The sequence below is a fragment of the Enterococcus sp. DIV0712 genome (assembly GCF_050554855.1).
GTDB lineage: Bacteria > Bacillota > Bacilli > Lactobacillales > Enterococcaceae > Enterococcus > Enterococcus faecalis.
Map to the genome: position 1 here is coordinate 19,558 of NZ_CP187333.1, position 21,936 is coordinate 41,493.

Genomic DNA, 21,936 nt, shown 5'->3' on the forward strand with positions numbered 1-21,936 from the left:
AAAGGGTTTTTAGTGTATTTTTTTAATGATACACTGTATCATGTAAATTAATTAGTGTATCGATTAAAGGAGCCATCAAAAATGAAGCGGATTGAAAAAATCTATCAATATGTTAAAGAGCAAACGAAGAATTTAACGCCAATGACCTTAACAAGTGATGCGGGAGTCACGACACAAGAAATTTCAGAACGTTTAAACATTCAGCGGACCAATGCTAGTAAAGATTTGAATCAACTGGTTCGTGAAGGGCGCTTGAAAAAATTATCTGGTCGACCAGTAAAATATGTCGCGCAGGTGGCGTTTCAGCATCGACCATTAACCAAGCCAGTTAAAAGTTATCGGGAAAAATCAATGGATCACTCCACAAAAACTTTTATCGAACCATTGGTTGAACCAGTAGTCACGACAAGTAAAACCCCAGAAGTTGAAGATATTTTCAAAAAAATTATCGGTTCAGCTGGAAGCATGAAAACGCCGGTGGAACAAGCCAAAGCAGCGATTTTATATCCGCCAAAAGGCTTGAATTGTTTAATTACTGGACCAACAGGTTCTGGGAAAACTTATTTTGCTCATGCCATGTTTCAATTTGCGAAGCTGAACCAAATTGTGGCCAAAGAAAAAGAGTTTGTGGTGTTTAACTGTGCAGACTATGCGCATAATCCAGAACTTTTGATGTCGCATTTATTTGGGTATGTAGAAGGGGCCTTCACAGGCGCTACGAAAGCGAAAGAAGGGATTATTGATGAAGCAGATGGCAGCATTCTGTTTTTAGATGAAGTACATCGGTTACCACCCGAAGGACAAGAAATGATTTTTTATTTTATGGATCACGGCGTGTACGCGCGTTTAGGTGAAACAGTGAAATCACATCATGCGGATGTTCGGATTATTTGTGCTACGACGGAGAATCCTACTTCTTCTTTATTGAATACTTTTGTGCGACGCATTCCGATTATCATTCAATTACCGAACTTTAGTGACCGTCCTGCGAAAGAAAAAATTGACCTCCTAAAAGTGATGGTTTCAATGGAAGCAGCGCGGATTCAACGGCGAATCTCTTTGTCAGAAGATGTGGTCAAAGCGTTAATTGGAAGTGTTTCTTATGGAAATGTCGGTCAGCTAAAATCGAATGTGCAACTTGTGACTGCGCGAGGGTTCCTTAATCAGATGGAACAAGAGGAATTAATGATTACGATGGACGAATTAACGGACAATATCAAAGAAGGCATTATGCAACTTGCCAGTAATCGAGAAGTGTTGTCGGAGTTATCGAAATATCTGGAACCGCAATTAGTGGTATCACCAAATGAATCTTTAGTAGCTATTCAGTCAGATGCCTATGAATTGCCTTACAATCTATATGAGATTATTGGAGATAAAGCGGCTCTCTTAAAAGCAGACGGCTTGGACCAAGAACTAATTAATAATTTTATTACAACGGATATCAATGTTCATTTAAAATCTTTCTACAAAGATTATGGATTCACCTTTGATACAGAAAATAAATTGGCTGAAATTGTTGACCAACGAATTATTGATGTCACTAAGAAAATTTATAATTTTGCAGCGAAGCGGTTATCGTATTCGTTTCAACCCAATTTTATTTATGCAATGAGTTTACACATTAGTTCTTTCTTGAAACGCATCCAATTAGGTAAAGATCCTAAGCATCCTTTAAATGAAAGTATTCGAAATATGGTTTTAGATTATCCAACAGAGTTTGAAACAGCAAAAGAAATTAAAAATATTATTGAAAGTAGTTATCAGATGGAGATTCCTGAATCTGAAAGTTACTATTTAGCTGTTTTGCTCATTTCTTTAAGAGAAAATCCTGAGGCTGGCCGGATTGGCATTGTCGTGGCTGCGCACGGAAATAGTACCGCTAGCAGTATGGTACAAGTGGTTTCTCAATTGTTAAATGTTGATAATTTGAAGGCTGTGGATATGCCTTTAGATATGCCACCGAAAGAAGCTTTGCGTAAAATCGTTGAAGCAGTTGGTGAAGTGAATGAAGAGAATGGCGTACTATTATTGGTGGATATGGGTTCATTAAGTACGTTTTCAGAAGAAATTGTACGCCAGACAGGCATTGATGTGCGGACAGTAGACATGGTGACCACGCCAATTGTTCTTGAAGCGGCCCGCAAAACCGCATTAATTGATACGCAATTGGAAACACTTCACGAGTCTTTAAAAAACTTTCATGGCTATGCCGATATTCGCCAAAGTGAAACGAAACAAATCATTGAAAATTGGAAAACAAGAGCAATTATTGCTATCTGCGCTTCTGGAGAAGGAACTGCGCGCCGAATGAAAGAGCTTATTGAGGAAGCTGTCTTGCCACAAATAGACTGGCATTTAGAAGTGATTCCTTTGTCCATTGTAAATATGAAAGAAGTCTTGCCTAAAATTCAAGAAGACTATGAAATTATTGCGACAACTGGGATTACCAATCCCAAAATTGGAGTTCCTTATATTTCCATGGAAAATTTCTTTTCCGGTGAAGCAGAAAAAATTATTCAGCAATTACTAGCAGAGCGGAAAGAAGAAGTAATGAATAAGCCGTTGGACGAAGCGGCAGCAAAAGAAATTTGTCTAAAATATATGGAGCAAAGTTTCACTTTCATTAATGGAAAAAAAATCATTGATCTGTTGTGGTCATTCGCTAAAAATATCCAAACCCAATTAGCGATGCCAGAAGAGTACACATTTTACATCAATTTGATTATGCACACATCGGGCATGTTGGAGCGTATTTTACGGAATGATACACTGACGGTTTCAGAAAAGGAACTTGGTCGATTGGTTCAAGAACCAATTTATCCAGTGATTGTGGCCTCAATTGAGACTATGGAAGAAGCTCTTAATATGGATGTTCCAGCAGAAGAAGTTTATTTTATCGCACAGTTAGTCAAAAATGCTCAGTGTATCGAAGATAAAATCACCGAAATTGATACACTAGATTAATACAGAAAAAACGATACACTATTTATTAGTGTATCGTTTTTTTTTATTTTCTTAAAAAAACCTATAATTTTCTAGGTTTCGAACCGATACACTAAAGTTGGCACGAAACTTGCTTATAATAAGGTGTCCCTTTTTACCTAAAATTTTTAAGTAAAAAGACAAAGGTCCTAACCTTTAAAAATGAATTTAAAGGAGCATTCCCGATGGTAATGGATATTCGTTTAGCTCGAATTGATGATCGATTAATTCATGGCCAAGTAGCAACTGTTTGGGCAAAATTGACGAACATTAATCGCATTTTAGTGGTTAGTGATTCCGTTGCTCATGACAATTTGAGAAAAGCCTTGTTGGTTCAAGCTGCTCCACCTGGTGTCAAAGTAAATGTCATCACTGTTCAAAAAATGATTGATGTTTACCCTGATCCTCGTTTTGATTCGTTTCGAGCCATGTTGTTATTCACTAATCCTTTGGACGTGAAACGAGTGGTCGAAGGCGGTGTACAACTAACTTCTGTGAATATTGGCGGAATGAGTTTCAGCACAGGCAAGCGAATGATTACGAATGCAGTCGCAGTGGATGCCAACGATTTAAAAGCATTTCTGTTTTTAAATGAACAAGGTATTGAATTGGAAATTCGAAAAGTCGCAGCAGACAGCCAAGTGAATTTGATGGATTTACTGAAAAAAGAGCGTAGCAAAGAAAATAACGCCAGCTGACGTTAATTTTTACAGACGAAAGACATTGAAAGGATGTGGTGGCCTAGGACCAACATCATTGCTTCATGAACTGTATTGATAAAGGCAAGTGCTGATGTTGAAAAAAATCAAGAACTATTGAAATTTTTTCATTTATTTTTGTCAGAATCTGATTTATCTGATTTTTTTCAAAAAGTGAAAGCGTTTAGCAGTACAACCATGAAAAAAAACATCAATTATACAGGAGGTATAAAAATGGTAGGAATTATCCTAGCAAGTCACGGTGAATTTGCTGAAGGGATCTTGCAATCTGGTGCAATGATCTTTGGCGAACAAGAAAATGTAAAAGCAGTTACGTTAATGCCTAGCGAAGGTCCCGATGATGTAAAAGCAAAAATGCAAGAAGCCATTGCATCGTTTGACAATCAAGACGAAGTACTATTTTTAGTTGACCTATGGGGAGGAACACCATTTAACCAAGCGAACTCATTGTTAGAAGATCATAAAGACAAATGGGCAATCGTTGCAGGTATGAATTTACCAATGGTTATTGAAGCATATGCTTCTCGTTTCTCTATGGAATCAGCACAAGAAATTGCGACACATATTCTTGAAACAGCAAAAGATGGTGTCAAAGTTAAACCAGAAGAGTTACAACCAGCAGAAGCACCAAAAGCTGCTGCGACAGAAGATGCACAGCCAAAAGGTTCGTTACCACCAGGTACAGTTGTTGGCGATGGCAAAATTAAATTTGTGCTAGCACGTATTGATTCACGTTTATTACATGGTCAAGTAGCAACAGCTTGGACAAAAGCAACACAACCAAACAGAATTATTGTTGTTTCTGATGCCGTTGCAAAAGATGACTTACGTAAGAAATTAATCGAACAAGCAGCTCCTCCAGGAGTAAAAGCCAATGTTATTCCAATCAGTAAAATGATTGAAGTAGCGAAAGATCCACGTTTTGGCAATACAAAAGCATTATTATTATTTGAAAATCCTGAAGACGTCTTAAAAGTGGTTGAAGGCGGCGTAGAAATCCCAGAAGTAAACGTTGGTTCAATGGCTCACTCTGTTGGAAAAGTCGTTGTAAGCAAAGTATTATCAATGGGTCAAGAAGACGTTGATACGTTTGATGAATTAAAAGCCAAAGGCATCAAATTTGATGTGCGTAAAGTGCCAAATGATTCAAAAGCGAATATGGACGAAATTTTGAAAAAAGCAAAAAATGAGTTAGCAAACGCGTAACTCGCCAAATACAAATCAAAATAGGAGGCTTATCATGTCTGTTATATCAATTATTTTAGTTTTACTCGTTGCCTTTCTAGCTGGTATGGAAGGGATTTTGGATGAGTTCCAATTCCACCAACCGTTAGTAGCATGTACATTAATCGGATTAGTTACTGGTAATTTAGAAGCCGGAATTGTTTTAGGTGGTACTTTACAAATGATCGCGTTAGGTTGGGCGAACATCGGGGCTGCCGTTGCACCGGATGCCGCTTTAGCATCTGTTGCCTCAGCAATTATTTTAGTTTTAGGTGGCCAAGGTGTTAAAGGTGTTCCTTCAGCGATTGCCATCGCAGTTCCTTTAGCGGTTGCAGGTTTGTTCTTAACAATGATCGTTCGGACAGTTGCGGTTCCAATCGTTCACATGATGGATGCGGCTGCTGAAAAAGGCAACATTAAACAAGTTGAAATGTTACACATTTTCGCTGTATGTTTACAAGGTATTCGTATTGCGATTCCAGCAGGTGCGTTACTATTCATACCTGCTGACACTGTTCGTAATTTCTTAGAATCAATGCCAGCTTGGTTAACTGATGGTATGGCTATCGGTGGTGGTATGGTCGTTGCCGTAGGTTATGCATTAGTAATCAACATGATGGCAACAAAAGAAGTATGGCCATTCTTCATTATCGGTTTCGTAGTCGCAGCGATTTCTCAATTAACATTAATCGCATTAGGTGCTTTAGGTGTCGCTTTAGCTCTTATTTACTTGAACTTATCTAAAATGGGCGGTTCTTCTAACTCAAATGGCGGAGGCAACTCTGGCGACCCATTAGGCGATATTTTAAACGACTACTAATTCTGAAGGAGGAGCAAAGAAAATGGCAGAAAAAATTCAATTAACTAAAAAAGATCGTTTAGCTGTAGCTTGGCGTTCAACATTTATCCAAGGTTCTTGGAACTATGAACGTATGCAAAACGGCGGCTGGGCATTCTCAATGATTCCAGCAATCAAAAAATTATATAAAACGAAAGAAGAACGTTCAGCGGCGTTAAAACGTCACTTAGAATTCTTTAATACACACCCATACATTGCCTCACCAATCCTTGGTGTAACATTAGCTTTGGAAGAAGAACGTGCCAATGGCGCACCAGTTGATGACGTAGCGATTCAAGGGGTTAAAGTTGGGATGATGGGTCCTTTAGCCGGTGTCGGTGACCCAGTTTTCTGGTTTACTGTTCGTCCAATGTTAGGCGCTTTAGGTGCTTCCTTAGCAATGGGTGGTAACATCTTAGGCCCAATCTTATTCTTCGTTGCTTGGAACTTAATTCGTTGGTCATTCATGTGGTATACACAAGAGTTTGGTTACAAAGCAGGTTCTAAAATTACTGATGACCTTTCAGGTGGTTTACTACAAGATATTACAAAAGGTGCTTCTATTTTAGGGATGTTCGTACTGGCCGCATTAGTTCAACGTTGGGTATCGATTAAGTTCTTACCAATTGTCTCACAAGTTAAGTTAGACAAAGGTGCTTATATCGAGTGGGATAAACTTCCTGCTGGCGGTGAAGGAATGCATAAAGCCTTTGAACAAGTGAACCAAGGCTTGGCGCTTTCACCAACGAAAGTTACTACTTTACAAGATAACCTAGATCAATTGATTCCAGGTCTAGCACCACTACTACTTACATTCTTATGTATGTGGTTATTGAAGAAAAAAGTTAGCCCAATCGTTATCATTCTTGGTTTATTCGTAGTCGGCGTTGTCGGCCACTTAATCGGCTTATTATAAGAATGACGAGGTAAGTTTATTACTTCTAATCAAAAAAAGCGGAAGAGAAGTCGAGAAACTTTTCTTCCGCTTTTTTAAACAAAGATGTAATTTTGTTTGTTTCGATCAGGAAAGAAACGTATAATAAAGAGGAATTAGTCGAATGAAATGGAGCAGATAACATGGTACAATCATTAAACACAAAAGTTGATTTAGTTATAGATGCGACGGCATTTACAGGATTAACAGATTATGGACAAATTATGATAGGTGACCGCGGGTTTGAATTTTACCATGCCAAAGATCCACGTAAGTTTATCCAAATTCCGTGGGAAGAAGTCGATTACGTGTTGGCTTCAGTAATGTTCAAAGGAAAATGGATTCCTCGTTATGCGATTCAAACCAAGAAAAATGGGACGTATACGTTTGCTTCAAAAGAGCCGAAGCGAGTGTTACGAGCTATTCGTGAATATGTTGACCCAGATCATATGGTCCAATCTTTGAGTTTCTTTGATGTCATAAAAAGAGGGATTCTCTCGATTGGGAAAAAGAAAAAATAATTTATAACTGTTACTTTTTTATAAACTAGATGAAAAAGTAGCGGTTTTTTTGTGGGAAAACGAGGGACTTATTTATACAAAAAAGGCACAATTGTGCACCAAAAAAGAGACAATCAAGTGATACGTTGTTTTTAATGGAGTTATCATTGAAATGGTTTTCAGAAAGCACGATGAAAATATTTGACACCTTGTAAAATAGTAGTAACATAATAAGTGTAATAAATTATTTTATAGAGGAGTGAGTGTCATGGAACAACGACAACATCATGGAATGGACTGGGGTTCATTAGTATTAGGAATTCTATTTGTTCTGACTGCATTAATTTCTTTCCAAAATCCTGCCGGTAATTTAATTGCCATTGTGATGGTTTTTGCGATTTTTGCTATTATTAAAGGGATTTTCGAAATTTTTGTACGTAATCGTATGAAAGAATTGCTAGGCTACAAAGCTTATGCACCAATCATCTTAGGGATTATTGATATCCTAATTGGTGTTTACTTATTGTTTAACTTAAATATTGGTGTCGCTGTGTTACCATTTGTTTTTGCAATTTGGTTTTTATTCGACTCAATTTTCGGCTTATTTACTTTAGATTTTGCTAAACGAGTAAGCACAGGTTACTTCTGGTTCACATTAATTGTTGACGTTTTAGGGATTATCTTAGGTGTAATGTTATTATTTAATCCATTGTCTTCAGCATTAACTCTAAGCTTCTTAGTTGGCTTCTACTTTATGATGTTTGGTATTAGCAATATTGTATATGCTTTTAGATAAAAGAAGTAAAAAAACAGGTTTTCCGAAAAGGAAAACCTGTTTTTTTTAATAACGACGGCGGCAGTTGCCATTATTTCCCGAAATTGTTCGAACAAGCCACACGATAATCGCTACGGGAACTAAAATTTTTACTGCTAGCCACAATAAGCTTCCCACGATACCGACAACGGCACTAAAGAGTGAACCGACAACTAAAAATAAAAGGACCACTAAAAGAATATTTATAAACATTGGTCGTTGATTATTCATACGTACTACCTCCAAATTTTTCCTGTTTTCTATATACAGAGTATAGCAAGAAAGCGCAACAAGCACCTCCATCGGAAGGCTGATTTTTTTCTCTGGCGAATGATGGAGCCGCTGTTGGTTATTTTGGACTTTCTTATTGAAATAATCAGAATATTCTGGTGTATAATTATAAAAAAGGATTTAAAGTGAGGGATTGGATGTCGACTGAGGGATTAATCGCTTTGTTAGAAAAGAAACGAAATCATTTAAGTAAAATTGAAAATCAAGTACTGGATTATATTTTGACGCATATGACGGAAATTAGTTCACAAACCATTTATGAGGTGGCGCAGACGTTGTTTGTCTCAACAGCCACTATTTCTCGAACAGCAAAACACTTAGGTTATCGAGGCTTCCAAGAATTAAAATACGCGATCGTCCAATCGGTGCAGAGCGAGAGCACAGAAAGCGATAGTCGTAGTTTTCAAGCCATTACACAACAGTTGATCGCCAATGTGCAAGACAGTTTTCAACAAATGGATGAAGCCAAAGTCGCGGAAATGCTTAAAATGATTGAGCGTGCGAATACGATTGAAGTGTTCGGTGTTGGTGGCAGTTTTCCTATTTGTACTGATTTTGCACGAAAGCTAACATTTTTAGGAAAAAAAGCCTATGCACGATCTGATTGGGATGAACAAGCGGCAGCAGTTAAGAATCTGGATGGACAGGATTTAGCCATTTTTGTCAGTTATACAGGAGAAACTAAGGGGATTTTAGCGTATGCACGTGTAGCGCAGGAACAGCAAGTGCCGATGATTAGTTTGATTTCGACTAAAGGAAGCACCTTGGAAAAATTGTCGACGACGACGTTATTTGCCAAAGGGACGACACGTTATCATCAGCGCGTGGATTTAAGTTCAAGAATTGCTGTCATTTGTTTGTTCGATACGGTTTTATTAATGTATGCAGAGGCAAAGCAGCCGCGGTAATTTTATGCAACACCATACTAAATGATGTAAGGGGATACAGAAAGAGTGTAGCCTCTTTTTTCTTTGTTTTGGGCTAGTTATAATGAGGGCAATGAATGTAAACGCAATCATTTTTAGTTTTGTAAAGAATGAATGGAGGAGTTAAGAAATGGCAGTAAAGAAAAAGAAAGCGACTTTCTGGGAGTTTTTCCAAGGATTAGGTAAAACGTTTATGTTGCCAGTGGCTTTATTAGCTTTTATGGGGATTTTGTTGGGATTAGGAAGTTCTTTTTCCAGTGAATCAATGATTGAAACGGTCCCGTTTTTAGGAAAGCCCGCAGTGAAAATTATTTTCCAATTTATGTCGACAATTGGTGGTTTTGCGTTTGCCTATTTACCTGTCATGTTTGCAATGGCCATTCCGTTGGGGTTAGTTCGGAAAGAAAAAGGAATTGCTGCGTTTTCAGGTTTCGTAGGCTATACGGTGATGAATTTAGCGATTAATTTCTATTTAGTGCAGACGAATCGCCTCGTGGATCCTGAGCAGTTGCGGGAAGCCGGCCAAGGAATGGTTTTTGGGATTCAAACGATTGAAATGGGCGTTCTTGGTGGAATTATCGCTGGGCTTATTGTCTATAAGTTGCATAATCGATTTTATACGGTGCAACTACCAGATAGTTTTGCCTTTTTTTCTGGCGCACGGTTTGTACCAATTATTACTTCATTAGTGATGGCCTTCGTGGGCTTAGTAATTCCGTTAGTTTGGCCACTTTTCGCGCTAATGATTATGGCGATTGGCCAACTTATCCAACGTTCTGGTATTTTTGGGCCTTTTCTGTTTGGTTCAGGGGAACGTCTACTGTTACCGTTTGGGTTGCATCATATTTTGGTTTCCATGATTCGTTTTACTGAAGCAGGGGGTTCAGCGGTGGTGGCTGGCAAAGAAGTGTTTGGTGCGTTAAATATTTTCTATGCAGAATTGCAAAATAATTTACCGATTTCACCAAGCGCAACAGCTTTCTTGTCACAAGGGAAAATGCCGACCTTTATTTTTGGCTTACCAGCGGCGGCACTTGCGATGTATCATACTGCAGCTCCGGCGAATCGACATAAGATTAAAGGCTTACTCCTTTCGGGTGTAATTGCTACGGCTATCACTGGCATTACAGAACCAATTGAATTTTTATTCTTATTTATTAGTCCATTATTATGGCTGTTTCATGTCATTATGACTGGTCTAGGTTTCATGGTAATGGCTTTATTAGGTGTTGTGATTGGGAACACTGATGGCGGGCTACTGGACTTTGTTATTTTTGGCTTGTTACAAGGAACTTATACAAAATGGTGGTGGGTTCTCATTGTCGGCGCTATCTGGTTTGTTGTTTATTATTTCGTCTTTAAAACAGTCATTGTAACCTTTGATTTAAAAACACCTGGACGAGACAAGGTCTTAGATGAGACTGAATATACCGATCAAGAAGTTCAATATAAGAAAACGGGTGGCTATGATGCGCCTGGGATTTTAGCGGCTTTGGGTGGGCAAGAGAATATTCAAGCTATTGATAATTGCATTACGCGTTTACGTTTAGTGTTAGCAGATGCTAATAAAGTAGATGATGACAAATTAAAGCAATTAGGGGCTTTAGGCGTTGTACATTTAGATGCGCAGAATGTACAAGTGATTATCGGAACCAAAGTGACAACGGTCCGTAATCAATTAGAGATGATTTTAGGTTAGAAAAAAGACAGAAGGTGAAGAGTGTGTCGTTTGATAAAGCAATTGATCGACGAGGAACGTATTGTACACAGTGGGATTTTGTAGAAGACCGATTTGGGGAAGCGGACTTGCTTCCCTTCACTATTTCCGATACGGATTTTGCTGTGCCAGAGGCAGTTCTGGCAACATTACAGGAGCGTTTGAAACATCCAGTATTTGGCTACACGAGGTGGAACCATCCGCAATTAAAAGAAGCAATTCAAACGTGGTACCAGACAAGATTCCAGACGAAGATTGAAGAACACTGGATTATGTATACCCCGACCGTTATCTATGGTATTTCTGCTTTGATTCAATTATTGACTAACGAAGGGGAGGGCATTATTTTACAAACACCTGCCTATGATGCATTTTTTAAAGTTATTCAGGAAAATAAGCGGCAAGTAGTGGCGAATGAACTGCTTTATCAAGAGAAGCGCTACAGCATTGATTTTATTGATTTAGAAAAAAAACTAGCGCAACCAGAAAATCGCTGTTTGCTTTTATGTTCCCCGCATAATCCAACAGGACGTGTTTGGGAGCAATGGGAATTAGAGCGAATGGTTTCATTGTGCCAACAGTATGATGTGTTTTTACTTTCTGATGAAATTCATATGGATATCGTTAATAAAGGCCAAGTTCATCGACCAATTACGCAATTTGATTATAAAAAATCTGCCATTATTACCAGTGGCACGAAAACCTTTAATTTTCCAGGGCTGATTTTTGCTTACGCCCTAATTCCAGATAACGAATTACGTGACGCTTTTCAGCTCAAATTAAAAAACGCCGATGGTTTATCATCAACAAGTATTTTGGGAATGCTAGCAACCATGACGGCCTATCAAAAATGTGGTACTTGGGTTGACGAGTTGAATGATTATTTAGCGGAGAACCAACGTTACGTGAAAGATTTTTTACAGACATATTTGCCAAAAATTAAAGTGACGGAGCTGGAAGCCACTTACTTAATGTGGTTGGATATATCAGCGGCAGTTCCAGATGTGGCCCGCTTACAAGAGACTTTAGTTTCTGTGGGGAAAGTCGCCATTATGGACGGCTCGATTTATGGCGGTAATGGGCAACGATTTTTACGGTTAAATATTGGCTGTTCGCAAGCAAAACTACACGAGGGACTTGAAAGGATGCGCCAAGGTTTTGAAGCTGTTTTACAAAAGGATGGCACAGCATCAGCGCTTGGGAATAATTGAGAAAAGATAGCATTCCGAAAATGGTTGCAGTACAATGGAAAAATAGAAACAAATAAAATAACAAAAAGTAACAACTTGTCATTTACTGGGGGAAAAGAAATGAAAACAATTAAAACAAAGCAAGCACCACAAGCAATTGGGCCATATTCACAAGCAAAAATTGTGAATGGTTTATTGATTACTTCTGGTCAGATTCCACTGGATCCTGAAACAGGCAAGGTGGTTGGTACAACGATTAAAGAACAAACCAATCAAGTACTGAAAAATATTCAAGGGATTTTAACAGAAGCTGGTAGTGATTTTGCTCATGTAGTCAAAACGACATGCTATTTACAAAATATGGCGGATTTCACGGCATTCAATGAAGTCTATGCTGAGTATTTTAGTGCGGAATATCCTGCACGCACAACGATTGAAATCTCTAAATTACCGATGGATGTGTTGGTGGAGATTGAGATTATCGCAGAAGTAGTGGCGTAAAAAATACAGATAAAAGAGTGAGAAAAAAATCGTCTTAGATTTTTTTCTCACTCTTTTTTTCAATAAAACAATACGATTCAGCCAAAATGTCTAGCCGTGCTGGAAAATTTTCAGCAAATAGGCTACCATGGAAGAAAATCGATAAAACGAAAGTTAAATGAATAGAAAAGAGATATGAAAGAGGCTACAAGATGAAAAAAAATATTAGCCAACTAACGCAGTGGTTGAAAGAACACAGTTTATTATTGAAACTAATTTTTCTTGGTTCTGTATTAGTTTTCGTGGCTAACCAAGTGACACATATCGCTCAAGGCATGACCTGGGCGGATATTTTTTCCACGATGGAACAACAAAGTACGGGGCGTTTAATTGGTATGGTCTTGGCAGGACTATTAGGGGTTATTCCGATGCTCCTTTATGACTATGTAGTCGTTAAGTTATTGGAAAAAGAAGGTAAGCCACCAATGAAACGAATGGATTGGTTAACTTCGGCTTGGGTCACTAATACCATTAATAACTTAGCGGGTTTTGGCGGCGTGGTTGGTGCAACGCTACGGATTAATTTTTACGGAAAAGATGTACCGCGGGGCAAGGTTGTAGCAACGGTCTCAAAAGTTGCTCTGTTCTTGATTTCAGGGTTATCTATTTTATCTTTTGTGGCGTTTGTTGATTTATTTTTTATTCGAACCCAAAATGTTTTTCGTGAATATTGGCTTTGGTTATTATTGGGCAGTCTGATTGCGCCAGCGCTCTGGTTTTTCACGTATTTAAAACGGCGAACATTGTTTAAAACATTTTTTCCAAAAGCGGTGCTCCTATTATTCGGCGCTTCATTAGGTCAATGGCTAGGTGGGATGTTTGCTTTCTTGATGATAGGTCGTTTGATGCAGGTGCCAGTTTCGATGGTTTCTGTTTACCCAATGTTTGTTATCGCTACGTTAATCGGGATGTTAACCATGGTTCCTGGTGGTATGGGAACGTTTGATGTCTTAATGATTTTGGGCTTATCACAATTAGGGATTGATCGATCACAAGCGGTCGTCTGGTTGTTGTATTATCGTTTGTTTTATTATGTGACGCCTTTTATGACAGGAGTTATTTTGTTCTTGCAACAAGCAGGCATGAAAGTTAATCAATTTTTTGATAATTTACCTCGGTTATTTTCACAAAAAGTGGCGCATTTTATTTTGGTGGCGGCGTTATATTTTGCAGGGATTATGATGGTTCTATTGTCGACTGTGACGAATTTGTCGAATGTCAGTCGTTTATTCCAAGTGTTACTTCCCTTTTCTTTTAATTTTTTAGATCAAACATTGAATTTATTTGTAGGATTCTTGTTATTAGGTTTAGCTCGAGGCATTTCTATGAAAGTGAAAAAAGCTTATTGGCCTACAATTATTTTACTAGGATTTTGTATTGTAAATACGGTGGCACGAACGACTTCGTGGCAGTTAATTGCTGTTTATGCCGTTATTTTATTGGCGGTTATTTTGGCTCGTAAAGAATTTTATCGTGAAAAGTTTGTTTATTCATGGGGCGCTTTAACGGTAGATAGTATTTTGTTTGGCTGCTTGTTTATCGGTTATGCGGTTGCTGGCTATTACGCCGCACGACCAGCTGGTGGCAATCAAGTTATCAATCACTTTTTGTTGTTTCCGTCAGATGATGTTTGGTTTAACGGATTGATTGGTTTAAGTATTTCCTTGATTGGTTTATTCTTTTTGTATCAATATTTAGCCGAAACAACTGTTACTTTAGGTGAGGGGTTTGAGGAAGCGCGGTTGACACGCTTTTTGGAAAAATTTGGTGGCAACGAAGGCAGTCAATTTTTGTATTTAAAGGATTATGGTCATTTTTATTACCAAGAAGAAGGCGAAGATCAAGTACTTTTTGGGTTTCAAATGAAGTTTAATAAATGCTTTGTCTTGGCGAATCCAATTGGGCAACGAGAGAAATGGACAGCGGCGACACTGGCGTTTATGGATCAAGCTGATTTGTTAGGCTATCAATTAGTTTTTTATCGTATTTCGGAAGAATATGTTATGAATCTTCACGATTGCGGCTTTGAATTTATGAAAGTTGGGGAAGAAGGCTTGATTCAATTTGATGAGCCGTCAACAGTGAATCAAACAGCCTGGACGGAAACAGTGACTGAAAAAATAGCAGCAGAAGCAGCGGATTTTCAGTTTGAATTTTATCCCGAAACGATTAGTGATGCCTTATATCAAGAGTTAGAACGAGTTTCTGCGGACTGGTCACGGAATCAAAAAGAGCGCTACTTTATTGGTGGACGGTTGGATCCCGAGTACTTGAAATGCAGTAGCGTGGGCTTGGTGAGACAGAAACAAACGGTCATCGGTTTCATTACTGGAAAAGAAATGGAAAAAGGCAAAAGTATTTCGTATGATTTGTTACGTATTCGTTCAGAAGCACCTGCTTTTACTAGAGAATATTTGTTCACTCATTTTATTGAAACCTATCAACAGCAGGGCTATCAATTAATTGATATTGGGATGGCGCCGTTGGCTAACGTAGGGGAGAGCAAGTACTCTTTCTTAAAAGAACGCTTTGTTAATATTTTTTACAAGTATAGTTATCAAATTTATGCGTTTCAAGATACACGCAAGCGCAAAGAACAATATGTCACTAGTTGGCAACCACGTTATTTTGCTTATCCTAAGCGGACCAGTGTACTCTTTGCTTTTGTGCAACTTTCCTTGTTGATTACGAAAGGGAGACATCAAAGTGTTTCGCTTGTGGAAGAAGCAATGACTGAAATTTAAATCTAATATAAATAAAAAAGTTAGACTTTGGTCTAACTTTTTTATTTATCACAAATTATTAATCAAAGAATATATTTTTTTATTAAAGAATGGTTGACATTAAGTTTGCGTATTATTAGAATTTAATTAGAGTGGCGGTTGTTTATCTTTTAATATGGAATCTCGTTATGTCGATATTTAACGTAAAATCTTGAGATTAGTAAGGCCGATAAACAGAAAGAACATAATTTTATAAGACCAGAAGTTAAGTATTCAAGTGAATAATTTGGCTAAGTATGTAATTGAATATTGTTTAGAACACTATCATAATGGCCTGTAATGTAAAAATGTCGAGCTGTTTTATTCAAATTCATGGACTAGGGTTAACTAAATCAAAATTAGAATTAATCAAGATGTTTTACAATGATGATAAATAATTAGCCATTTTGGTAGAAAATGCCTCACTAGGAATGCGATTGGAAGCAGTAGGTGCATTTAATTATTTTAGTTTTACATAACGAATCAGAATATAACTATTTTGCTATAAACTTAGATGAGGTAGGTGAGCCAATTGAATACGAAGAAGTGGAACTGGTCGATACTTGCATTTTTTATACCGTACCTTGTTTCAAATATTTTTTTATTTTTTACTCTTACAGAAAAAGATAATAAGCTATTAAAAATGATTGAAGAGTCGTCAAAACTATTAAATATTTCAAACGGAGAATTTAATTTTTTTATGATAGTTATTGTTATAATCGCTAATTTGTGTATCTTTTTTGTTACGTTCATAATTTTGAAAATTGTTTTACTTATTTTTGGGTTTAAAAAAAATTATAATCAAGATATATTTATAAGTCTGCTATTGTCAGTAAGCGTAGTTAATCTTCTTGTTCTTTTTATATCTGAAATAGTAACAATTGATAGATTACCATTATCAATTAGTACTTCTTCTATTGAAGTGATAATCTTTTTATTGCTATTTTACAGTAATACCAAAGATGTAAAAGCAACTAAATTGTTGTTTTTTGGTAAATTATGGTTGCTTTTATTTAATATAGTGTCATTAGTAGTTTAAATGGAAATCATAGGAATTACATAAAAAAATCAAATTAATGTTTGTCTTGTTGGATAAAATTAGCAATTTGAAATTAAAAGGTTGAAAAAGCATAGATATTTCATAGAATAAACGAATATCTATTCTAACTGCCTAAATCATTTATAACAAAAAAATCTGAGACAGAATGAATCCCATTCTGTCTCAGATTTTGTTTTTCACAACTCATCAGACCTTATTGATAAAGAGTCATTTTAATAATAACCCTTAGTTTTTTGTGAAAGATTTTTTATTTGTCTTCTTTTTTACGGTTTCGTCTAGCAGGAATCAAGGTTACGTAGGCAACGAAACCACCAGTACATAGAACGAATAACACGATGCCAGGAATCAATCCTTCTGGTAAATAAGAGAACTGAATAGTATGGGTTCCAGCGCTGACAGGAACGCTTAGAAAGGCATCTTTAAAGGCTTTTGGGGTAACTTTTTTGCCATCAATTTTGACACGCCAACCTTTGTCATAAGGAATTGTAGTGACGAGTACTTGATCTTTGTCCGCGGTAAAGGTACCTGAAGCAGAGCGTTTGCCAGTTGTTAAATCAACGCCTTTTTCTTGCACGGCGGAAATGGCTTTTTCAAATGCATTGGTATTTAAGCCAACTACTTGCGGCTGAACAAAACTTACTGCTTTGGTTCCATAAAAATTTACTTTGAAGTTAACGGTTGTATCTTTTGGATAGTAGCCTAAATTATAATATTGGCCAGTAATGCCAATTTGTGATTGCTGACTCGAGCCGTTCACAGTGACCGTCGCAGTGGAACTTTCCAATTGAGCAAAATCTGTTGGGAATAAACTCAAATAAGCTTGCGTATTGGCGGGCACATTGACTGTATAAGAAATCTCTTTGGCTACGTTATGTTGTTTCTCCGTAAAAGTTACGCCAGCTGTATTTTGCGTAATTGTCACGTTATTTTGAAGCGTCATCGTTGGTTGATAAAAGGTAAAATACCGTTCATTGGTATTGGCTAAAGCATTTAGTAAATTTGTTTGACTACCTAAATTATCATTGAGAGGTTGCCGGACATTGTAAATCTCTTTGTCTGCTAAAAATCCTAACGGCAAAGCATTTTCGTTACGATAAAGCTGATATTTACCAGCAGCTGCTTGTCGCTCAAAGCCGAATTTCATTGGATTGTTTTCAGCAATATTGTATTTAATGCCCATCAAAGCATCCATTAACAAGGTATTATTTTGGTAACGAATATTTAAATTCGTGCCTCGCGAGCGGAAACCTAAGGCGTTTAGGTATGTTGAAGAATGTCGGTTCCGTACGGAAGAAAACATGCTAATGCCACTGTAGCCATAGTTAATGCCGTCATTGGCCGAAACACCATTTAAATTTTCCAAGCGGTAAAAGGTATCATTTTCTTTTTTTGTTTGATCGACTAGATTTTTTAAGTCAGGATAAGGTTCAGAATACAAGCTGCGTGATGCGTAGTTCCAATCATCTAAAATACCAGTGACCATCGCCCGTGTATTAATGATTGCTTCACCAGAAACGAGCAGCAATAGTAAAATCACTAAGTATTGCATAGGCGCTTTTTTCAATTGATAAAAAGCAATCCCGAAAAAGTATAATAGTAAAAAAGTTGCCGTTAATACGAAAGAGGTTAAAGTCACATACGTATAACTAGTAGCACCTTTTGTGCCCATTGCAAGAGCAAAAATTGCTAAAAGAATCAAAATCAAGCCGCTTAAGACGCCGAGATCATCCTTTTCAAATTTTTCCCAACCATAACCAGCAAGCAAAATAACTAGGAATGAAAAGAGGAAACTATAGCGGAAAAGAAACATGTTCGGCGCATGCATACCGTGCCAGAATAAATTTAAGGGCGTGATGTAAAAGCTAGCAATCAATAGGACAAACAAACTGCCAAAAAGTAGTTTGTTTTTCAATGGAATTTCTTTCGTAACGAAATAGAAGAGACAAAAAATCAAAGGCAACAACCCAATGTAAATAAAAGGAATAGACCCATATTTGGTTGTATCGTAAACGCCAATCATATTTTTCATAATAATATCTAAAAAGGCAGTCGCTTCTGTTTTAAAGGTTGTAATTTCAGAAAGAGTTTCACCATTGGTTCGTAAATCTAAGACAGCAGGTAAGACCATAATCATGGATGCTCCACCAGCTAAAAGAGAAGTAGTAAAATACGCAACGATTCGAGATTTATATCGTTGCCAGTCTGTAAACGTTCGTGCAAAATAGTACAGGAAGGAAAACAACCCAATCATAAAGCCAAAATAATAATTTGTAATGAAAAGCAAGAAATAACTGACAAACAATAATGTCGGTTTTCGTTGGTCCATTAAACGATGAATTCCTAAAATTACGAGTGGCAGATAAATAAAGGCATCCAGCCACATAATTAATTCTGAATGGGCCACAATGAAGGACATTAGCGCATAAGACACACTTAAAGTCACATGGGACCATTTAGGAATCTTAAAGGTTTGTTTTGCCAAGAACCAAAAACTCAAGCCGGCACTCCCAATTTTCAACAACGTTAGGAAATAGAGCGCATCAGGCATGTTTTGATTGTTAAAGAAAAAGACGAGCGGCGTAAATAAGCCACCAAGATAATAGGAAATTAAGGACAAGTAGTTTAGTCCCAAAGAAGCATTCCACGTATAGAAAAGACTTTGTTTTCCATGAAGAACATTGTTAAAGCTTGCGTGAAAATTTGAAAATTGAGAAAAGGCATCGCTGGCTAAAACACTGCGACTACTTCCTGGATAAATCCCAATACTCAAATAGATAATTGCCATAATTAAAAATGGAATGAAGAAACTGGCTAACATATAAGGCCAGTTGTTTTTTAAAAACTGCCTACTTTTATTTTTCATAAATAACCTCACCTGATTTTTCGAAAGTACCTATAGTTTATCATACTCTTTATTTGATGTACCAATAGAAGAAAAACTTTAAAATTTTATTAGGATCCTAAAGGTGGAGTGAAGAAGAATTAGTAGTAAGGGATTGACATTCAAATGCTAAATCACCAGATTAAACAACGAATATTCTCCGAAAAATTGCTGAAAACGCCCTGTGGATAACTTTGTGCATAACTCTGTTGAAAACCACAAAAAAGCTTTTTATCTCGGTTTATCCACAAGGATAAGTTTTCGAGTTGCTAAAAAAAATAAACGCAAGTTCAGAAGGGCTGCTTGCTAAAAGTAAAGGAGCCCCTAAAGTTGAAAGAAGATGAAAACGTTATTAAAACAACGTTTTCATCTTCTTTTTTCTAGAATTTACAAAGATTTAATGTCGAACAAATAAGCATTGTGGAAAAGTTTTTTGGAAAAAATAAGAAATTTCATCCACAAAGTTTTCTGTAGAGAATTTAAAAATGCTTGTCAAGCTTTTTTTGAAAAAATGTGGATAACTTTTTAAAGACACGCTTTTTTCCATTTGCGAATTTGCGTTCGGAAACTAGTAAAAGGGGCAACGCTATTAATGTGAATCCATTTCCAAAGAGGCCATTGTGCTTTGGTAGTCGCCCAAGCCCGTTGTTGAGGTAAAAATAATTCGTCTTCGGAAAGCGAGTCAATCCAATGAAGTAATTTTTCTAAGGTGTCTTGCAACGCAATCAGCTGACTTTCTAAACTCATTTGTCCATAGGTTTGATAAAATGATTGATAGAGAGCACCCAGTTGATTCCATTTATAACCTTCAGCTGGCGTTTGAACGGTCAGACCACGTTGTTCTTGTTCTTCCCAAGAAAGCAGCAAGTTGAGCCAACCTAATTGATAGGCTAAGTTCTCTGAAGGTGTTTTAGCTACTGTTTCAATTCGGTGATCTTTAAGTGTTTCAGGAATTTCTGCAAATTCAGCTAAATATTTTTGTGAAGCTATTTGAATGGCCTCAATCAAGGCTTCTTTTGATTCATAGGTTCGCATTCTTCGGCTAACGTCCTTTCTTGGTAGGATCTGCTTGTTTTTCTTGAGTAATTTGAGTGACTAAACCAAAAGGATCTTTCACAATCGCATAAAATGTTGCAAATTCATTTTCAATTGGTTCTTGGATAATACAGGATTCGGGATGGCACGTGAGTTTTTCAAAAATTGTTTTGGCAGAGTGACGGCTCTCGACGGTTAAGCTGAGGGTCAATTGTTCTGTGGGCGTGGTATTCATTCCTGCAAACAAAGGATTATCAGCTAGTTGTAATTGAAAAGTGTCCATTTGTAAAATCGAGTGAGAAAGCCAGTGTTCTTCGCCAGCGGGAATGGTCAAAGAAGGATTTAAACGCTCTTTAAATTCTTGATTAGTAATTTTAAAAAGAATATCACCAGCAAAGGCTTCTTGGTAAAACGTCAAGGCTTCCGTTGCTCGTCCGTTTAAGACCATAAAAAGGGCAAATTGTGTGTTTTTCATTGTTTGAACCTCCTAAGATTGATAAGATAAGCATAACAATAAAAGGTGTCAAAAAGTGACACCGATGGAGGGAAAAATGAAAAAATCAGAACGTTTAAATCAGGAACTTTTTTTCTTGAGAACCCATCCTCAGTTTAATTTAAATCAGTTAATGAAAACTTTTGGGATTTCTAAAAGCACAGCTTTGCGGGATATTGAAGCTTTGGAAAATTTAGGCGTGCCGCTATATGTGGAGAATGGTCGTTATGGTGGCTATCGAGTTTTAAACAAACCGTTGTTGCCGCCGATTTATTTTAATGAAAACGAAGTGTTAGCGATCTTTTTTTCGTTACAATTACTGAAATTAGTCGCAGAGTCACCGTTTGGTCATTCCTATCAGCAAATTCAGCAAAAATTATTGCATTCTTTAGATGAACCAACCCAATTTAAAATCAGTCAAATGAGTAAGGTCGTCTATTACGAAGGAATTGAACAAGTAGAAGCACCAGGCAATTTAGAGCAGCTGTTTCATTGTATTTTGGCGCAACAAGTAATTCAGTTTAACTATACCAGATATGAAGCAACAACGAAAAAAATCTTACCAACCCGGTTAACTATTTTAGAAGGGTATTGGTATTGTTCAGGCTATGATGTGACTAAAAAGGCTTGGCGTACTTACCGCTGTGATTTTATGGAGGCTATTCAGCAGTTAAACCAAACACTGGATTTTACGACTGAAGAACTGAAAGAATCGTATCGCCATCAACAAACGACAGCACGTACGATTCCATTTAAAGCAATCATTACAGAAAAAGGCAAAGAATTTTTTTATAAACATCGCTTTGACAATATTCAGTTGGAAGAAACGCCCACGCAGTGTTTTTTAGTTGGACAGATTCATCCAACAGAAACACAATTTTTAGCCAACTATTTTATGGGCTTTGGTGAAGAAGTGACAATTTTAGAGCCAGTCCAAGTGAAACAAGCATATGTAGAAAGTATAATGAGGATTCAAAAAAAATATCAAGAATAGATTGTGGAACTGTGAACAATCTCATGTGTAAAA

At 37.1% G+C, this 21,936-nt stretch carries 17 protein-coding genes; 13 read left to right on the forward strand and 4 right to left on the reverse strand.

Translation table 11 applies throughout. From position 1 onward, the window contains the following. Nucleotides 1-81: 81 nt before the first annotated feature. From IGL42_RS00085 to IGL42_RS00115, 7 genes are all read left to right on the forward strand, one after another. Nucleotides 82-2,967, forward strand: a complete 2,886-nt coding sequence (locus IGL42_RS00085) for a sigma 54-interacting transcriptional regulator (RefSeq protein WP_002356028.1) — start codon at nucleotides 82-84, stop codon at nucleotides 2,965-2,967. 203 nt (nucleotides 2,968-3,170) lie between these two features. After that, a complete protein-coding gene (locus IGL42_RS00090) occupies nucleotides 3,171-3,683 on the forward strand; it encodes a mannose/fructose/sorbose PTS transporter subunit IIB (protein WP_002385473.1) in 513 nt (170 codons plus the stop codon). 234 nt (nucleotides 3,684-3,917) lie between these two features. Continuing rightward, complete coding sequence (locus IGL42_RS00095; RefSeq protein ID WP_002356030.1) at nucleotides 3,918-4,910, forward strand: mannose/fructose/sorbose PTS transporter subunit IIA; 993 nt, start codon at nucleotides 3,918-3,920, stop codon at nucleotides 4,908-4,910. Nucleotides 4,911-4,944: 34 nt separating this feature from the next. Next, a complete protein-coding gene (locus IGL42_RS00100) occupies nucleotides 4,945-5,748 on the forward strand; it encodes a PTS mannose/fructose/sorbose transporter subunit IIC (protein WP_002356031.1) in 804 nt (267 codons plus the stop codon). A 22-nt stretch (nucleotides 5,749-5,770) separates the two neighbouring features. Beyond that, nucleotides 5,771-6,682, forward strand: a complete 912-nt coding sequence (locus IGL42_RS00105) for a PTS system mannose/fructose/sorbose family transporter subunit IID (RefSeq protein ID WP_002356032.1) — start codon at nucleotides 5,771-5,773, stop codon at nucleotides 6,680-6,682. A 161-nt stretch (nucleotides 6,683-6,843) separates the two neighbouring features. After that, complete coding sequence (locus tag IGL42_RS00110) at nucleotides 6,844-7,221, forward strand: DUF956 family protein (protein ID WP_002356033.1); 378 nt, start codon at nucleotides 6,844-6,846, stop codon at nucleotides 7,219-7,221. A 247-nt stretch (nucleotides 7,222-7,468) separates the two neighbouring features. Next, nucleotides 7,469-7,996: an HdeD family acid-resistance protein gene (locus IGL42_RS00115; RefSeq protein WP_002356034.1), complete on the forward strand. Its 528-nt coding sequence runs from the start codon at nucleotides 7,469-7,471 to the stop codon at nucleotides 7,994-7,996. 45 nt (nucleotides 7,997-8,041) lie between these two features. Here the strand turns inward: IGL42_RS00115 and IGL42_RS00120 are convergent, their stop codons facing one another. After that, entirely contained in the window at nucleotides 8,042-8,245 is a 204-nt protein-coding gene (locus tag IGL42_RS00120; protein ID WP_002381332.1) for a hypothetical protein, read from the reverse strand. Between the two features lie 197 nt (nucleotides 8,246-8,442). On the opposite strand from IGL42_RS00120, the gene IGL42_RS00125 reads away from it, so the two are divergent. The 5 genes from IGL42_RS00125 to mprF all read left to right on the forward strand — a co-directional run bounded on the left by IGL42_RS00125 (nucleotide 8,443) and on the right by mprF (nucleotide 15,422). Next, on the forward strand, nucleotides 8,443-9,213 hold the full coding sequence (locus tag IGL42_RS00125) for a MurR/RpiR family transcriptional regulator (RefSeq protein WP_010710953.1): 771 nt from the start codon (nucleotides 8,443-8,445) through the stop codon (nucleotides 9,211-9,213). 148 nt (nucleotides 9,214-9,361) lie between these two features. Next, nucleotides 9,362-10,930: a maltose/glucose-specific PTS transporter subunit IIBC gene (gene malX, locus IGL42_RS00130; protein WP_002361463.1), complete on the forward strand. Its 1,569-nt coding sequence runs from the start codon at nucleotides 9,362-9,364 to the stop codon at nucleotides 10,928-10,930. Nucleotides 10,931-10,944: 14 nt separating this feature from the next. Further along, nucleotides 10,945-12,159, forward strand: coding sequence for a MalY/PatB family protein (locus tag IGL42_RS00135; protein WP_025191910.1), 1,215 nt, complete (start codon nucleotides 10,945-10,947; stop codon nucleotides 12,157-12,159). 99 nt (nucleotides 12,160-12,258) lie between these two features. Beyond that, nucleotides 12,259-12,639, forward strand: a complete 381-nt coding sequence (locus IGL42_RS00140) for a RidA family protein (RefSeq protein ID WP_002356039.1) — start codon at nucleotides 12,259-12,261, stop codon at nucleotides 12,637-12,639. A 191-nt stretch (nucleotides 12,640-12,830) separates the two neighbouring features. Continuing rightward, the gene (gene mprF / locus IGL42_RS00145) at nucleotides 12,831-15,422 is read left to right on the forward strand and encodes a bifunctional lysylphosphatidylglycerol flippase/synthetase MprF (RefSeq protein WP_010710955.1); all 2,592 of its coding nucleotides are present in this window, start codon (nucleotides 12,831-12,833) and stop codon (nucleotides 15,420-15,422) included. Between the two features lie 1,325 nt (nucleotides 15,423-16,747). Here the strand turns inward: mprF and IGL42_RS00150 are convergent. The 3 genes from IGL42_RS00150 to IGL42_RS00160 all read right to left on the reverse strand — a co-directional run bounded on the left by IGL42_RS00150 (nucleotide 16,748) and on the right by IGL42_RS00160 (nucleotide 20,891). Further along, the gene (locus IGL42_RS00150; protein ID WP_104842622.1) at nucleotides 16,748-19,363 is read right to left on the reverse strand and encodes a YfhO family protein; all 2,616 of its coding nucleotides are present in this window, start codon (nucleotides 19,361-19,363) and stop codon (nucleotides 16,748-16,750) included. Between the two features lie 543 nt (nucleotides 19,364-19,906). After that, on the reverse strand, nucleotides 19,907-20,416 hold the full coding sequence (locus tag IGL42_RS00155; protein ID WP_002356044.1) for a ClbS/DfsB family four-helix bundle protein: 510 nt from the start codon (nucleotides 20,414-20,416) through the stop codon (nucleotides 19,907-19,909). Nucleotides 20,417-20,423: 7 nt separating this feature from the next. Then, on the reverse strand, nucleotides 20,424-20,891 hold the full coding sequence (locus tag IGL42_RS00160; RefSeq protein WP_010710956.1) for a VOC family protein: 468 nt from the start codon (nucleotides 20,889-20,891) through the stop codon (nucleotides 20,424-20,426). Nucleotides 20,892-20,955: 64 nt separating this feature from the next. On the opposite strand from IGL42_RS00160, the gene IGL42_RS00165 reads away from it, so the two are divergent. Further along, a complete protein-coding gene (locus IGL42_RS00165; RefSeq protein ID WP_002385468.1) occupies nucleotides 20,956-21,903 on the forward strand; it encodes a helix-turn-helix transcriptional regulator in 948 nt (315 codons plus the stop codon). Nucleotides 21,904-21,936 lie beyond the last annotated feature (33 nt).

Bases quoted from the DNA above. Each gene is read 5' to 3' on its own strand.
- IGL42_RS00095 (WP_002356030.1), top strand. From the start codon at position 3,918: ATGGTAGGAATTATCCTAGCAAGTCACGGTGAATTTGCTGAAGGGATC.
- IGL42_RS00105 (WP_002356032.1), top strand. From the start codon at position 5,771: ATGGCAGAAAAAATTCAATTAACTAAAAAAGATCGTTTAGCTGTAGCT.
- mprF (WP_010710955.1), top strand. From the start codon at position 12,831: ATGAAAAAAAATATTAGCCAACTAACGCAGTGGTTGAAAGAACACAGT.
- IGL42_RS00155 (WP_002356044.1), bottom strand. From the start codon at position 20,416: ATGCGAACCTATGAATCAAAAGAAGCCTTGATTGAGGCCATTCAAATA.
- IGL42_RS00160 (WP_010710956.1), bottom strand. From the start codon at position 20,891: ATGAAAAACACACAATTTGCCCTTTTTATGGTCTTAAACGGACGAGCA.
- IGL42_RS00150 (WP_104842622.1), bottom strand. From the start codon at position 19,363: ATGAAAAATAAAAGTAGGCAGTTTTTAAAAAACAACTGGCCTTATATG.
- IGL42_RS00115 (WP_002356034.1), top strand. From the start codon at position 7,469: ATGGAACAACGACAACATCATGGAATGGACTGGGGTTCATTAGTATTA.
- IGL42_RS00090 (WP_002385473.1), top strand. From the start codon at position 3,171: ATGGTAATGGATATTCGTTTAGCTCGAATTGATGATCGATTAATTCAT.
- IGL42_RS00110 (WP_002356033.1), top strand. From the start codon at position 6,844: ATGGTACAATCATTAAACACAAAAGTTGATTTAGTTATAGATGCGACG.
- IGL42_RS00120 (WP_002381332.1), bottom strand. From the start codon at position 8,245: ATGAATAATCAACGACCAATGTTTATAAATATTCTTTTAGTGGTCCTT.
- IGL42_RS00085 (WP_002356028.1), top strand. From the start codon at position 82: ATGAAGCGGATTGAAAAAATCTATCAATATGTTAAAGAGCAAACGAAG.
- IGL42_RS00140 (WP_002356039.1), top strand. From the start codon at position 12,259: ATGAAAACAATTAAAACAAAGCAAGCACCACAAGCAATTGGGCCATAT.
- IGL42_RS00165 (WP_002385468.1), top strand. From the start codon at position 20,956: ATGGAGGGAAAAATGAAAAAATCAGAACGTTTAAATCAGGAACTTTTT.
- malX (WP_002361463.1), top strand. From the start codon at position 9,362: ATGGCAGTAAAGAAAAAGAAAGCGACTTTCTGGGAGTTTTTCCAAGGA.
- IGL42_RS00125 (WP_010710953.1), top strand. From the start codon at position 8,443: ATGTCGACTGAGGGATTAATCGCTTTGTTAGAAAAGAAACGAAATCAT.
- IGL42_RS00100 (WP_002356031.1), top strand. From the start codon at position 4,945: ATGTCTGTTATATCAATTATTTTAGTTTTACTCGTTGCCTTTCTAGCT.